The following is a 13,916-nucleotide window of genomic DNA, read 5'->3' as shown; positions in this document are numbered from 1 at the left end:
ACGCTTAAAAACAACAATGGCATCCACGTTGACTGCCATTGTTGATTGTTACTGCTCTACACGACCGATATTAGTTAATCGCCATCGATAAAAAGTAACCCACAAATGTTGCGGTGATAACGCCGATAAAGCCTGGAATGATAAAGCTGTGATTGAGCACATACTGACCAATACGAGTGGTACCGGTTCTGTCAAAACTAATAGCGGCTAAATCACTTGGGTAGAATGGGAAAAAGAAGTAGGCATAACATGCGGGTAAAACACCAATTAATACTGGTGCTGGAATGCCTAACGAAAACCCGAGTGGCAACATAATGGTTAATACCGCTGCCTGACTTTTTAAGAAGATTGACGCCACAAACATCGCGATGGCAAATGTCCATGGGTACACGCTGACAAGGTCGCTGACCGCGCTGACTAAATAGCTTTTGTGGTGCTCAATAATGGTGTCACTCATCCATGCAATACCAAAAATAATGATGACCGCAGTCATACCGGCAGTAAACACATTGCTGGTGGCAATTTTTTTAGGTGAGATATTGGTCGCCAGTAATATGATGCCGCCAACAGATAACATCATAAATTGAATGGCGACCGACATGTTCACGCCAGCAGGTAGTATTTGCTTACTAAACATCGCCACAATAATTACCGCAAGAATACCCAGTAAAAATACCATTAAGCCTTTTTTTGCCGTTGCTTGTGCCGCTGGGGTTTCGGCGTTGTCATCTTGTGGGTCAATTAACGACTCACGAAAGTCTTTATCTGCTAAGCGAGCTTGAAACTCTTCATCTTTATCTAAATCTTTGCCGCGTTTTAAGCTCCAGGTACACGCCACAAGTAAACCAACTAAGGTGGCCGGAATGGTCACCATAAGCACGTCGATTAAGCTGATATCAAGATTGTTATCAACCGCCGTTGCCAATACTACCGCAGCAGCTGCAGCAATTGGGCTGGCGGTAATACCCATTTGCGACGCCACCGTTGCCATGGCCAAAGGGCGCTCTGGGCGAATGCCTTTTTTGTACGATACATCGTAAATAACCGGCAGCAATGGGTAAACCGAATGGCCTGTACCAACCAATACGGTTAAAGAATAAGTACATAAAGGGCCTAAAAACACGATATGTTCTGGATGTTTACGTAGTATTTTTTCAGCAAATTTAACTAACAGATTTAACCCGCCCGTGGCCTCAAGCGTTGCAGAAGCCGCCACAACCGCAAGAATAATTAACATGACGCTGATAGGCGGTGAACCAGGCGCGATACCAAACACAAACGCCAACACCGATACGCCTAAACCACCGAGTAAACCAAACGCGATACCGCCATGGCGGATACCAACAAATATGACCGCTAATAACAGCAGCATGTGTATATAAAACATCGTGTATTCCCCATGTAGGTTGTAATTTTTTTTGACCTTCTGAAGGTATCTCACAACGAGTTTGCGATTAGTGACTTATTTCAAGCTATTGAATTAGCAAGTTGAAAAATGTGTAAAACGTGAACAAGGTTACATACTCAATGCTGCGCAGATCTTGTCAGTCAGGGGAAGGGTGTGTTTAAACATTCAGGGTTAATTATTGGCAGGCGCTGAGCAACATCTTACCTATGGTTTTGTCGTTACACGCAATAAGTCGCCAATGCTGGCAGTTATTGAACTTGCTGTAACGATCAATGGCATCGATAAGCGCGGGTACAAAAGCGTCTGTGCTTAATGCTTCTGCACTAAATGCATCGGCCTCAACATGGAGTTGTTGCAGTAACAAACATTGGTTTTGACGGTCGGCTTTTACATCCACCCGGCCAACAAAGCGATCGCGCCATAAAATAGGCAAAGCATAATAACCGTATTGGCGTTTAGCCTCAGGCACATACACCTCGATTTGATAATCAAACCCAAACCATTGTTTAAGCTTTTGCCGCTGAATCACTAAATTATCAAACGGATTTAGTAACCAGACTTTATTGGGTATGGTGCTGGGGAGGGTGAGTTTGGGTAGATAAAAATAAACTTGTTTGGAGTGTGGCTCGGTAAAACGGGCAATGTCGCCTTGCTCGCACAGTTGTGCCAATGTTTGCGTCAAAATAGGTTTAAGGCCTTTACGCAGGTACTGAATCTGCTGCAAATTGCCAAAGCCATGCGCCACCAAATAACGAGTAATTAAATGCTGAGCAAACTCGCTGTCGCAGGGCACTGTGGTATCTATATGGTTTGGTAAAACGCGCTCGGTTAAGTCATACACCTTTTGAAACTTGTCACGCTTAGCCACCATCAACTCGCCTTGCATAAAGAGTTGCTCAAGCGCTTTTTTGGCGGGTTTCCAATCCCACCAGGTGCCATTTTTATTGTCGGCGTCGTGCTTAAATTGGCTAGCTTTTAATGGGCCTTCTGCTGTGATGCGAGCTTTTACTTCGCGCATCACTTTGTGTTCAGGCTCAAACCAATGTTTGTCGCCTTGTTGCAGTTGTTGCTTGCGATATAAGCTAAATCGATAGTCTTCAATGGGCAGGTATGCCGCCGCATGGGACCAATATTCAAAAATGGTGTTATCACTCATCGCCTCATCTAACATGCTGGTGGCGTAGTGTGGCAACCGGCTATGCAGTACATGATGATGCGCGCGTTCAACCACATTAATAGAGTCTATTTGCACATAACTTAATTGCTGCAATAGCGCTGGCAATGACCCTAAAGGCTGCAACAAACCTTGCTGCTGCATACTGAGCTGTAACCATTGCGCGGTTGAGTACGGGTTGGTCATTAAGAGCCCTTGTGGAGTGTGGTAAGCGAGTTATGCAATGATAGGCCATGCTCACCGAGTTTTGATGCGAGTGTGCGTCTCGCCTAAGATATTCAGAATTAGATAAAAAAGCCAGAATGAACCCTCAATAATTAAGCCCAACAACCGCTGGGCTTAATGTGTTTATGCGTGAGCGTTAAGCCTACTCCACGTTTGGGGGTTGCTCATTGAGTAGCGGCCTGGACCCTAAAAAGCTCAATAAGTTATCGAAAAAAATCGTTCAAAAAATGCTTATTCCCCACTAAGGTGCCCACCACTTCCCTGTGGCTTTTACTAAATCTTAGTGGTGCTTCTTGTCTATGATTACGGGAAAAAAGTGCCGTTTTTATGCTGCTGTTAAGGTTTAAAAATAGCCGTTTTGAAAGGCTATATCGAGTATATTTTTCAAAACCCACTCACTTATGGATACAATAATGTCCATTTTTTGTTTTATTTCGCTATAATGGATATAACTGTATCCACTTGGCCTTTGCGGATGAATTTTACCTTACTTGATGATACCGATGTAAGCCAAGCCTATGCGGCTTATTTGCGCGAGTTACGCCACCAAGCAAAGTTGTCACGAGCAGCGCTTGCTGAGCGAAGCTGTGTACCTGCGGCCACCATTAAAAAATTTGAGCTGACCGGGCAAATATCATTTCGCCAATTGCTGTTACTTTGGCAGACACTTGACTCGCTAGATAGGCTCTATCAACTCACACAACCTAACAAAAAGCGCGCCACTATGCCCGCTAGTATTGATGAGGTGCTAAAAGATGAGTTTTAAACCCATTCAGAAGCTCAGCGTAACTCGTACGTTAAGTTCAGGTGAGCAGGTTGCTGTAGGGGTTTTGGCGCAGAATCGGCAAGGCGTGTTTTTCCAGTATGCAGATAGTTACTTGCAGCAGTTTGGCAACTTATCACCTTTTACCTTGCATGCGAACGCGCAAGTTCAAGTCGCTCCTAAAGCGCCGCACCAAGGTGTACATGGCGTATTTGGAGATTGTTTGCCTGATGGCTGGGGCTTGCTGTTACAAGATCGTATTTTTAGGCAAAAGGGCGTCCTGCCTAATCAATTAACAGCGATGGACCGGCTGGCTTTTGTCGGTGATAAAGGCATGGGAGCATTGTCTTTTTCTCCGGTGTCTGAGTTTTCAGCCACGCCGCACGCTGACATTGATTTAGCAACATTGGGCTTAGAAGCGCAAATTCTGTTTGATTCTTCTATGTCAGATAATATGGATAACAACCACGAGGATTTAGATGGGCATACTCAACATGTGTTGGCCGCATTAGTCGCTGGTGGTAGTTCGGGTGGGGCAAGACCAAAGGCACAGATTTATATGCCCGCTGGAGAAGCTCGGCATTGTCGAACCTTTGCAAAGCCTTGTGATGAAGCATGGCTGATTAAATTTACTTCTAAAAATCTCGCGCTTGGGCATGAAGAAGGTTTGTGCGAGGCGGTCTATTTACAAATGGCAGAACTTGCTAAGTGTCGACCACCGCTATGGCAACTCATTGAAGCGCCTCATGCAAGCGGTGCGCGTGCATGGCTGGCGCTCAAGCGATTTGATTATATCAGTGAGCATACCGATTTAGTCAGTAAACGCAGTTTAGGTCGCTTGCATATGCACAGCGCCTGCGGGCTGCTGGATGCAGACTTTCGAACGCCAAGTTTAGATTATATTGACTTGATCAAAGCCAGCCGTCAGTTGTGTAAATCTCCGGCGGCTGGACAATTGCAATTTCGCCGCGCCATTTTTAACCTGCTGTCGTCTAACCAAGACGACCACAGTAAAAACTGGGCGTTTTTGCAAGCGGATGACGGTCAATGGGATCCTGCACCTTTTTACGATGTAACTTACAGCCCACATCCATTCAACGAACACGCCACTGCGTTCGGCGGTTATGGCAAAGCGCCACCGCTTAAGGTGATGCAAAAACTAGCGACCAGTGCAGGCTATGGGAATTGGCATGAGGCAAAGCAAGTCATTGAAGAAGTTGCAGAAGCCATCAGCCAGTTTACTTATCTTGCAAAGCAGCGAGGGGTTAGCAAAACCACAATATCTGCCATTGCTAAAACATTAGATCAGCGCAAGCAGGAAAATGCAGCGCTTTTTCAATAACAATAAGAAGGGACAACAATGAAGCTCGGTCGTAACGATCCTTGCCATTGTGGCAGTGGTAAAAAATTTAAACGTTGCTGTATGAACAGCGTCGCCAAGCAACATGCCCAAGTCTTTGATGATGTTGAAGCCATGTTGGCAATGAACCCCAAATTGAGCCTTGATGAACTCAACGCTGCTTTACAACACAACGTTCAGGAACGCAATAATCAGCCTCATCCCGATTTTTGTGGTGTGACGCCAACGCAAATGGCTAATTGGCTTTATGCGCCTTTTGATGAATTACAGTGGGTGAGCATCAGCACACCCGATTTTCTTTCTTCCAGCCCTGTGATGCGTTATCTAGCCCTCATTGTTGATGAGGCTATGGCGCAAGAAGGCTCCTTCAACGCGACGAGCAAAGGCAACCTACCGGCTAAGTTGGTCAAACAGGCCAGTGAGTTATTGCCTGAGTTTGCCGTTGCTCAATTCGAACGTGATATAAGCATCAGCGAGTTTGCGGGCAGTAACGAAGACAAATTCAATGCCTTGCATTACACCCGAGTACTTGCCGAACTAAGTGGCATTATTTATCGGCGCAGCGGTCGCTACCATGTGAAAAAATCAGCACAAAAACAGTACCAGGCTTTAGGTATACAGGCATTTTTCAAACCTATGCTAGAAGCTGCCATCAGTAAATATAACTGGGGCTATTTGGACAGTTTTGAGTTTGATGTCGACTTGCGAGCTTTTTGGCTGTTTATGCTGTGGCGCATTCAAAGCCACAACAAAGTGGATCAGCTGGTAGAAGAAGTGATGACGGCTTTCCCCGACTTACTACAAGCATTCCCCGCAGATGATTACTTCTCGCCAGAAAGAAACTTAAACAGGCTCATCGAATCACGGTTTATTAGGCGATTTCTACAGTTTTGGGGATTTGTGACCATTGACCCAAGACGTTTTTTAAACACGGAATCTATTGGTAGGACTGTACAGGTACTGCCTTTATTAAAACAAACTTTTCAATTCACAATAAAGATATAACAAGGTCATCGTGAGCGAATATCAATACTATAAATTTGAGCGTCTGGATGGGTATTTAGACGCTAAAGCGCGACAAGCACTCCGAGCCATTTCAAGCCGTGCCGAGATCAGCGCTACGACCTTTCAGGTGTATTACACCTATAGTGATCTAAAGGCAGAGCCTTTTGAGCTGATGTTAAAATATTTCGATATCGGTTTTTACTTTGCCGATTGGGGCTCAATCGATGCGTACATCAAGCTTCCATTGGGAACGCTTCCTGATGCGTTGCTTGGTTTTTCAAGTGGTGGGCTTCATGTACACGAAAACGATGAGTATCAGTTGCTGATTTTTTCCCTTGAGGAGTATTACGAATATTTTGACGATGAGCATGCTGAAGACTTTTTTCAGCATTTAGCTGCTTTACGCAACGGGTTAATGGAAGGGGATTGGCGCCTTGTATACTTCATGTGGCTCAAAGAGTTTGATGTCGATGAGGAACTTGAGGAGATCCCTTTAATTCAATTCGATTTTGAACACCTCAATGAAGAAGCAAAGGCTTTTACTACCCTTTATGATATTCCATTGGCTTGGGTTAAAGCTCTTGCCATGGTATTGAAGGAGCATCCAAGTCATCAAGCTAAACAGACTCTGTTTCAGTTTGATACTTGGTTGCATAGTCTTACAGAATCAGAGAAAAATGCACTGTTAAGCACGCTTTTTGAGCAAGGCCAGCTAACTCGCCAACAAGCCTTAGCAATGACGAGAAAAGAATCGCTTAATAAGAGCGAAACTTATCAATATTGGTTAACTTCTGACATGATTTCTCCTTACATTGATCAAGCTCAGAGTCTTTTACAGCAAGAGCAAGCTGATGCGCTCGCTAAAAAGCTGGCGTTAGAAAAAGCAGAAAAAGAGAGGATGTTGACGGATATCTACAATCAACGTGAGCGCTTTTGGCTACAAGCACAAAAACAAGCAGAGCGAACCTGTGCCAGTGGTTACGATACGGCATCACGCTATCTGCATCAGCTGTTTGAGGCCTATCAGTTCAAAGCGGATGAAGCGGAGTTTGCACAACGCTTTAAGCGCTTTGTTGTGGCGAATAATAGCCGTAAAGCACTGTTAAATCGACTGAGTGATTTGTTATAAACATTGCCGTGTAATGGTCAGATGGTGTTAGCAGAGTAATTTGAAGGGAATATATAAAAAGCCCTGTATTTACAAGCAAATAATAGGGCTTTTCAGACATTCTTGGACGGGTAAAAAACTATTCAACGTTTTGGATCTGAATGTATTTAAAAAATATAAGTACAATTATAACAGTTAGTTATAGCCGTTCTTTAAGGTAATGCTCATTTGTACCCACCGATATACCCACCATTTCCTGGTAGCAGACGCTATTTAAGTAAATGTAAATATGTGTCGTTAATTAACGAGTTTAATAGATCTTTTTCTGATAGTTTTTTCTTCTTTGCTATTTCAGAAAGCATCCGTACTTGTTCAGCACCAAGCCAAAAATTAGCCCCTTTAAGATTTTTGGGCTTTCCATTAAATTTTTTACCATGTGCCGCGGTATATGCTTTATCTAAGGCAATAGTTTTTTCTGCATCTGGAATAAACCAACTATCAATTAAAGCTAACGTTAATGACTTTTTTTCCTTAAAGGTATTAAAGAATAAATGAACTTTAGGGAAACTTTGGTACCTACAAGAAAGGTAAGAAATGAGCCAAGTACTCGTTTCATCATTACCTTTCTCGATAAATTTAAGCATTTTGTGCTTAAACGCCACGTTTTGCTGCCAATGTCTCTCTAATTCGACTATTTTTTGAAGTTTATAATCTAAATTTAAACTCCAAATATACATAAAGTTAAGGGCAAGATTATAACATTTAGAAGCGGTTGAAGGCTCTAATGTCATAAGGTGATCTTCATAATCACTTATATACTTGAACAGACCACCTATGGATGGGGTAAAAATATTACGAATGGCTATCCAGACAAAAATACACTGCCTATAGTTACTTGGATCAATCCAATCTAAATTTTCTTTGGGTATTTTTGAGCTAACTCGCTGGCTTAGTATTTCATCAACTGAGACTTCAAAATTTAACCGTTTACGATAAGCATAATTTTGGTGATTTAAAATTCTACTAATCTTTTCTTCGTTTGACGTAATACTGGTTTGATTTCCCCGCAAAACAAGCCAATGGTATTGGAGTAGTCTCGTGTATAAAAAATGCAAATCGAGATCATTCAAATCTTCTAATTTCTTTTTAAACTCAAAATTGTCTATAGACATTTAAATTGTAACCATAAGCGAAAGGTACCTTAATTATAGATTTATTTTATAAGTTTTAAAGTAAATTTTAACTATATTTTAGATGAGTTTTTAATGGTTTTTAATTTGATTTTTATTGAGTTTTTGTTGGATTTTTGTTGGGTTTTCATTGGATTTTTAGGTTGTATTATTATGGTTTAAGCTAGTGTTTATGGGAGTTTAAGTCTTCTTGATGGTAATGGGGAAGGTGGTGGGTGCTAAGTTTTTTTAATTTATAATATTGTGTTGTTAGTTCCACATCAATTATTTTTTGAATTATGCTAGATGCGAATTCGTTTTCAATAAAGTAACTTGAGATCTGATATTTCATTTTCTAATTCGAGTAAAAGTACCCGTGTCGACTAGATATCGTATAATTCTTTCTTAGTTTAATTGTCGAGTAACGTAACCCCATAGCTCCCTTGTCTTGAATGCTGAAACACAAAGCATGCCTTGTGTTTCAGGGACTAGGTTTGTCGGTTTGTTAATACTATTGTCTTATCTAGTTAGATAGTGTTCTAGACCGTACGTTCTGAAGAATATGTAAAGAGGCCGAGCAAGTTGAAAAATACTCGAACCATATAAGTTATGAATCAATAACCTATATGGAATTTCAACATGCAAACACGTCACATTTCTAACACTAACCTTAGTGTCATCAATAATGGTCAATATCAAAGCCTCAATGTTTATCCAAAGCCACTAAGCGCTGAATACTTAAGCGTTATTCTACAGACCTTACAGACTGCTCAGAATGATAACTCTCGTACTTTTATGGTGCGGTTTGATTTGCATCTACCACAGCTTATTTTTCACGACTCACCAACGGTTTATGATTCAACAGTGATCAGCAAGTTCTTTAAATCTCTGAACGCTAAAATCCAACATGATAGGCTTATCAAGCAACGTGAGGGTAAGCGGGTGCATCGTTGTACTCTGCGTCATATTTGGGCAAGGGAGCGAGCTGATGCTGATACGGACCATTACCATGTGGCTATCTTGCTTAATAACGATGCTTATAATCATTTAGGTGATTTCAATCATAGTGGGCAAAACTTGAGTACCAAGATAGTTGAAGCCTGGGCCAGTGCGTTAGGTCTAGATGCATACAGTGCCAGAGGTTTAGTACACTTCCCCAGGGATAAACCCGTTTACTATATTAATAAGAATGCACCGGATTACCCGCTGATATTTAATGCCGCCTTTTATCGATTGAGTTATTTTGCCAAGTTAGAGACTAAGCATTATGGTGATAGGACTCGTTCATTTGGTTATAGTCGTATATAAGGCATTGGTAACTGAGTACAGAGCTCAATATTTCAAGTTATTGAGTCAGAAGTAAAAGAAACCAAATAGAGAGAAAGTGGCCTTATATCCACTTTCTCTCTTAATGTTATATAGACATTAATCCCATAGCCAGTCCCAAGCGTCAGATATCAATTCAGCACCTGCTTTGACGCCCGTTACAGTCACAACAACAGGAGTAAATATCAGTGCAGTAGTACCAGTTTCAATAGCCCCTGTAACGAGCTTAATACCAGCATTCGATATCTCGCCTTTCGTTAAATAATCATAACTATCCTCAAGTGTTTTAGCTGTACCTGTGAACATACATTCCAGTGGCTTACCCACAAAATCACCAGGCGTACCCAATACCGTATTGACGTTATCGGGTAGACCTAAGTATTCACCAGTCACTTTAGCGGCTGTTGAGGCTAAAGTGACGTTTGCCAGTGAACCCGTAGCCACCTTTGATACAGCTTGGCCTAGTAATCCAGACCTTGCAGCCGTTTGAATGGCGATATGTGAAATGTTGCTTACTTGATTAGATGTTCTTTGTTCATCTAAGCATTCATTGACGAATTGCTCACAATTATTAATAACTAGATTATATGAAGTGCTTCCTAGTCTACTGCGCGCATATTCAATTGCTAAGTCAGGAAAATAAGTCGATTTCTTCACCCAGATAGTATTCCCATTAGAGAAGGACCAAAGGTCTATCTCTTCTATGGTGCCGCTCTTGGATAGATGAATAATGGTACTATTTCCAATATAGAGTCCATGATGTTTAGTGATACCAAGATCATCTAGATTGGTTACGAGATGATCGCCAGATTTAAAAGAGTTCATATGTTTTCCTTGGCCAAAGTTTAACGGGCTAACAGCGAAACTGTATGCATTACCACTGAAGTCATGAATCAACGACTGCGTTGATATCTAGCTTCAGTAGCGTGAGCCAGAGCTATTCGCATTAAGGTCTTTTGGCAGTGGTATGGATTTGTTCGAGGTTAGTGTGGATGCGATAACAAATAGTTAAATTTCCAGTTCAACAAAGTCTTTATCAACATCATCCTGGGTAATGCCGATATAACGAAGCGTTACACCTTCAGAGCTATGTCTGAGCATCTTCATCACACGGCCAATGTCTTTAGTGTTTTGATAAAGATGATAGCCCCTGGTCTTTCTCATGGAGTGTGTGCCAAGTGCTAGCTTTAGTTCTTCACCAATTAATGCAAAAGCTTTTGTCACAGCTCGTCTGGTTAACGGTCTAGGTTTGATGTTCTTAGCTTGCTGATTGCGGAATGATTGAAACAAATAAATGTGATGAGGATACTCATCTTTGATGTGTTGAATGTGTGATAGCGCTTTTTGATTAAGCTTAATGCTAGCTAATTTACCGGTCTTCATTTCTTTAATAACCAATCTATCATCTTGGATATCATCAAATTGGATAGTCAATAAATCAGAAATTCGTAACGCAAGGTTTAAACCGATATTCCAAATATCTGCCATCTGCTTGCTGCAACGCATTTCCAATAAATGGCCAATGAGTTGAATGGTTTCATGCTTTTTGATTGCTTGTACTTCCGCCATGTTCAAGTTCCTTATTTGAGCTATAAAGACGATTTGAGTACTTCAAAAGGTAATATTGCTTACACCCCTTGATATTGCTGGGTTTCCAAGTTCCCGTTTTACCAATATGGGAACTTGGATTAAAATCGCGTTTTAACCCAGATTAACCTGTACCTGGTAAACATCCATGTGGTGGTAACTCGTAAAATTATCACTGAATAATTCAATCAGCTCTTTAGCTTCATCATGGTTTATCCAACCGCCAATCGAGCTGTAGACTTGTTTACTGTTAAAACAGATATCAATGTCTTTGATTAATTCTGGATATGGGAAACCATGAAATGCAAAATCAGTGACATAAACTAATCGCCATTGATTCAGCTGTTTCTCTAGTCTTACCTCTACCGGATGGAAGCCACCTTGTTCAGGCGAGTAATCTGGGTCTCGAAAATACAATGTGATTGCGTTCGCTTCTTTAGGGCTAACGTCCTCCAGCTCTTGAATCAATAAATGGTAGAAAGGCTGAGGCATTGCTGGTTCTTGGTTAGTATCAATTGAAATGGTCATGCTAAGGCGTCCTTATTTAATAAACACACAACAGAAAGGGATTAAGAGCAACTGCTCTTAATCCCTTTTTTGCTGGTGGCTTGTTGAATTGTGTGATTAAAGATGAATCTATGAACGGAATAACTAAGTGCTGTCTTGACGTTGTACGAATGTCTGGCGCTGATTACTTATACTGGTTAAAGCAATCCTCGTTCAGCGAATGACACCGGGGATTTACCCACTATGATGTGGTCTAACACCCTTACATCAATTAATCCCAATGCATCTTTTAACTTTTGCGTAATCCGTTTATCAGCTTCTGATGGCTCAGACTCACCCGACGGATGGTTATGTGAAAAGATCACTGCAGCGGCATTCACTTCAAGTACCGCCTTTACCACTTCCCTTGGATACACACTTGCTGAATCAATGGTGCCAAAGAACAGTTCACGAAACTCAATCAATTGATGTTGGTTGTTTAGCATCATTACGCCAAAGACTTCGCGTTCATAGCCACCTAACTTGTAGGTAAGGAAGTCTTTAGTGACCTGGGGGTTAGTGTATACGTCTTGATGGATTAGCTTCTCAGCAATGATGTTGGCGGCACGAGCGAGTATTTCAGATGCGGTTAATTGCCAAGTTGTACTCGAATCAGTATTTGGTTGTTTGTGCATAACGAGTTCCTTTTGGTTAGTTGGTTTGCTTATGCACATAGGTGATATATACCTGAAATCCGCTCGAGAACGATGATCTGCAAAGTTAAAATTTACCAGAGTTCCCCATGTTGTGAATCAAATATGAGGAATTCACAATGAGACTAATTAAACTGAAAGAAGTGATGGATTGCACTGGGCTAGGGCGTTCGACTATTTATAACTACATTGCAGATAAAACATTCCCAAAACCGGTAAGCCTTGGTTTAAGAGCGGTAGCCTGGGTAGATAGTGAAGTACAAGATTGGATAATGGAAAGGGTAGAAGAGCGGGATTTACAGAATGAGATTGCCTAATTCTAGTCGTCATTATTGTTTGAGGGTCTTTATCGACCCCCGAAGAATATATTTTTAAGTCATGCAAATAGCTAAATTAGAATGTTAATGAGTAGATAAGTACGAGGAAATATCTGAAAGTATCCTTCCTACATTTTTTGAATCAAAACTATCAGCAATTTCAAGGCATGAAACCTTTCGGTTTGAAATAATATCAATATATTCTTTCGTCGGATTTCCTCCATGAATGAGCATTAGGTTGAAAAGATCGCCCTCATCATTCTCAGCTGCAAGCATCAATGGTGTATATCCTTTGATTGGACTTGTGTGTTCAGCATTAACATCAGCCCCTGAATTTATGAGTAATTTTGCTATTTCACGCATAGTTTTAATATCCATTTTTTCGGTTATTCGCTGATAAAGTATATCCATGCACATCTTTTCAATCCGTCTAAACCTTGCATCTTTTTTTGATTTCTCTAAATGTAAAGCTTGATCTTCGAGGTTTACCCCTGTCATACCAGCGGATAGCCTTCTAATTGAATCCAATACTTCATCAGTTATAGGCATAGATTCTTGGGCTTGCCTTGCTCTAGCAGTGTCTTTTAGAATAGCTATGAGCTTCATACATACATTAAGCGGCGTTTGTTCATCGGTTTCACCCCGCCCGTTAGGGTCAGCCCCTAGATCTAAAACTTTTTCTACAACATCCAATCTTCCTGATTCAACAGCTGAAATAATGGGTAATAGTCGCTTTTTTTGAGTACGCCCATTAATTGTACTTGGAAGATGTGGATAACTGCTTATTAACCAGAAATACCGTTCATCCAATGATCGATAAGGTAGTTCAGTCACATTTAATGCTTCTAATGCCATAAGAATAGGAGTGTCACCACTTTCTGATGAAACATTGACGCTAGCGCCTTTAGCCAGTAGTTTTTCACATACTTCATATTTTTCAGTATCAATGAACCCCCCCTGTGTCAGGATAGTTGTCGCCTCAGTTTTTCATAAAAATAAAACAGGGAGCGGTAAGTTAGTTATGAGTGAAGCATTATCCAGAAGAGCACAAGCAAGCTGTCATTAGAAAGCTCCTTGAAAGTGGCTTATCATTAAGTCAATTCGCAAAGCGAGAAAGTATCAACTTATCGACTTTGTATTCTTGGCAAAATAAGTATTTAAAAACAGGTGCGGGTTTGGCAGATAGTAATCGTTCTGATGATTGGTCACCAGAGCAAAAGTTTTCAGTTGTTTTAGAAACAGCAGCATTGAGCGAAATTGAGTTAAGTCAGTATT

15 protein-coding genes are annotated in these 13,916 nt (G+C 41.2%); 7 read left to right on the top strand and 8 right to left on the bottom strand.

All coding sequences use genetic code 11. The features are described from left to right. Nucleotides 1-70: 70 nt before the first annotated feature. Both L2703_RS18070 and L2703_RS18065 read right to left on the bottom strand, forming a co-directional pair. A complete protein-coding gene (locus L2703_RS18070; RefSeq protein WP_248972421.1) occupies nt 71-1,387 on the bottom strand; it encodes an anaerobic C4-dicarboxylate transporter in 1,317 nt (438 codons plus the stop codon). Between the two features lie 196 nt (nt 1,388-1,583). After that, complete coding sequence (locus L2703_RS18065) at nt 1,584-2,768, bottom strand: winged helix-turn-helix domain-containing protein (protein WP_248972420.1); 1,185 nt, start codon at nt 2,766-2,768, stop codon at nt 1,584-1,586. A gap of 514 nt (nt 2,769-3,282) precedes the next feature. On the opposite strand from L2703_RS18065, the gene L2703_RS18060 reads away from it, so the two are divergent. Genes L2703_RS18060 through L2703_RS18045 form a run of 4 tightly spaced genes read left to right on the top strand, consistent with a single transcriptional unit; the run spans nt 3,283 to nt 7,064 of the window. Continuing rightward, nucleotides 3,283-3,573 carry a helix-turn-helix domain-containing protein gene (locus L2703_RS18060; protein ID WP_248972419.1) on the top strand — a complete coding sequence of 97 codons (291 nt, stop codon included), beginning with the start codon at nt 3,283-3,285 and terminating at the stop codon, nt 3,571-3,573. Then, the gene (locus L2703_RS18055) at nt 3,563-4,912 is read left to right on the top strand and encodes a type II toxin-antitoxin system HipA family toxin (RefSeq protein WP_248972418.1); all 1,350 of its coding nucleotides are present in this window, start codon (nt 3,563-3,565) and stop codon (nt 4,910-4,912) included. The genes L2703_RS18060 and L2703_RS18055 overlap by 11 nt, the downstream gene beginning before the upstream one ends. Before the next feature lie 18 nt (nt 4,913-4,930). After that, entirely contained in the window at nt 4,931-5,935 is a 1,005-nt protein-coding gene (locus L2703_RS18050; RefSeq protein WP_248972417.1) for a YecA family protein, read from the top strand. A 10-nt stretch (nt 5,936-5,945) separates the two neighbouring features. Continuing rightward, nucleotides 5,946-7,064 carry a hypothetical protein gene (locus L2703_RS18045; protein WP_248972416.1) on the top strand — a complete coding sequence of 373 codons (1,119 nt, stop codon included), beginning with the start codon at nt 5,946-5,948 and terminating at the stop codon, nt 7,062-7,064. A 248-nt stretch (nt 7,065-7,312) separates the two neighbouring features. Here L2703_RS18045 and L2703_RS18040 read toward each other — a convergent pair whose 3' ends face one another. Then, a complete protein-coding gene (locus L2703_RS18040) occupies nt 7,313-8,215 on the bottom strand; it encodes a hypothetical protein (RefSeq protein ID WP_248972415.1) in 903 nt (300 codons plus the stop codon). A 636-nt stretch (nt 8,216-8,851) separates the two neighbouring features. On the opposite strand from L2703_RS18040, the gene L2703_RS18035 reads away from it, so the two are divergent. Next, nucleotides 8,852-9,520: an inovirus Gp2 family protein gene (locus L2703_RS18035; protein WP_248972414.1), complete on the top strand. Its 669-nt coding sequence runs from the start codon at nt 8,852-8,854 to the stop codon at nt 9,518-9,520. A gap of 117 nt (nt 9,521-9,637) precedes the next feature. Here the strand turns inward: L2703_RS18035 and L2703_RS18030 are convergent, their stop codons facing one another. The 4 genes from L2703_RS18030 to radC all read right to left on the bottom strand — a co-directional run bounded on the left by L2703_RS18030 (nt 9,638) and on the right by radC (nt 12,306). After that, nucleotides 9,638-10,363: a lecithin retinol acyltransferase family protein gene (locus L2703_RS18030; RefSeq protein ID WP_248972413.1), complete on the bottom strand. Its 726-nt coding sequence runs from the start codon at nt 10,361-10,363 to the stop codon at nt 9,638-9,640. Between the two features lie 183 nt (nt 10,364-10,546). Beyond that, nucleotides 10,547-11,107, bottom strand: coding sequence for a tyrosine-type recombinase/integrase (locus tag L2703_RS18025; protein WP_248972412.1), 561 nt, complete (start codon nt 11,105-11,107; stop codon nt 10,547-10,549). Nucleotides 11,108-11,239: 132 nt separating this feature from the next. Continuing rightward, complete coding sequence (locus tag L2703_RS18020; protein ID WP_248972411.1) at nt 11,240-11,653, bottom strand: DUF2787 domain-containing protein; 414 nt, start codon at nt 11,651-11,653, stop codon at nt 11,240-11,242. 176 nt (nt 11,654-11,829) lie between these two features. Then, the gene (gene radC / locus L2703_RS18015; protein WP_248972410.1) at nt 11,830-12,306 is read right to left on the bottom strand and encodes a RadC family protein; all 477 of its coding nucleotides are present in this window, start codon (nt 12,304-12,306) and stop codon (nt 11,830-11,832) included. 137 nt (nt 12,307-12,443) lie between these two features. On the opposite strand from radC, the gene L2703_RS18010 reads away from it, so the two are divergent. Further along, complete coding sequence (locus L2703_RS18010; RefSeq protein WP_248972409.1) at nt 12,444-12,641, top strand: AlpA family transcriptional regulator; 198 nt, start codon at nt 12,444-12,446, stop codon at nt 12,639-12,641. Between the two features lie 84 nt (nt 12,642-12,725). Here L2703_RS18010 and L2703_RS18005 read toward each other — a convergent pair whose 3' ends face one another. Beyond that, nucleotides 12,726-13,496 carry an ankyrin repeat domain-containing protein gene (locus L2703_RS18005; protein WP_248972408.1) on the bottom strand — a complete coding sequence of 257 codons (771 nt, stop codon included), beginning with the start codon at nt 13,494-13,496 and terminating at the stop codon, nt 12,726-12,728. 170 nt (nt 13,497-13,666) lie between these two features. Between L2703_RS18005 and tnpA the strand changes: the two genes are divergently transcribed. Continuing rightward, the coding region (gene tnpA / locus L2703_RS18000; RefSeq protein ID WP_248972407.1) for an IS66 family insertion sequence element accessory protein TnpA at nt 13,667-13,916 on the top strand (250 nt) is incomplete at its 3' end.

This window comes from Shewanella basaltis, from assembly GCF_023283885.1.
GTDB classification, from domain to species: Bacteria; Pseudomonadota; Gammaproteobacteria; order Enterobacterales; family Shewanellaceae; genus Shewanella; species Shewanella basaltis.
This window is presented reverse-complemented; position numbering and strand designations above follow the sequence as displayed.

Coding starts and splice junctions, on each gene's coding strand:
- L2703_RS18070 (WP_248972421.1), bottom strand. CDS start 1,387: ATGTTTTATATACACATGCTGCTGTTATTAGCGGTCATATTTGTTGGT.
- L2703_RS18065 (WP_248972420.1), bottom strand. CDS start 2,768: ATGACCAACCCGTACTCAACCGCGCAATGGTTACAGCTCAGTATGCAG.
- L2703_RS18060 (WP_248972419.1), top strand. CDS start 3,283: ATGAATTTTACCTTACTTGATGATACCGATGTAAGCCAAGCCTATGCG.
- L2703_RS18055 (WP_248972418.1), top strand. CDS start 3,563: ATGAGTTTTAAACCCATTCAGAAGCTCAGCGTAACTCGTACGTTAAGT.
- L2703_RS18050 (WP_248972417.1), top strand. CDS start 4,931: ATGAAGCTCGGTCGTAACGATCCTTGCCATTGTGGCAGTGGTAAAAAA.
- L2703_RS18040 (WP_248972415.1), bottom strand. CDS start 8,215: ATGTCTATAGACAATTTTGAGTTTAAAAAGAAATTAGAAGATTTGAAT.
- L2703_RS18035 (WP_248972414.1), top strand. CDS start 8,852: ATGCAAACACGTCACATTTCTAACACTAACCTTAGTGTCATCAATAAT.
- L2703_RS18030 (WP_248972413.1), bottom strand. CDS start 10,363: ATGAACTCTTTTAAATCTGGCGATCATCTCGTAACCAATCTAGATGAT.
- L2703_RS18025 (WP_248972412.1), bottom strand. CDS start 11,107: ATGGCGGAAGTACAAGCAATCAAAAAGCATGAAACCATTCAACTCATT.
- L2703_RS18020 (WP_248972411.1), bottom strand. CDS start 11,653: ATGACCATTTCAATTGATACTAACCAAGAACCAGCAATGCCTCAGCCT.
- radC (WP_248972410.1), bottom strand. CDS start 12,306: ATGCACAAACAACCAAATACTGATTCGAGTACAACTTGGCAATTAACC.
- L2703_RS18010 (WP_248972409.1), top strand. CDS start 12,444: ATGAGACTAATTAAACTGAAAGAAGTGATGGATTGCACTGGGCTAGGG.
- L2703_RS18005 (WP_248972408.1), bottom strand. CDS start 13,496: ATGGCATTAGAAGCATTAAATGTGACTGAACTACCTTATCGATCATTG.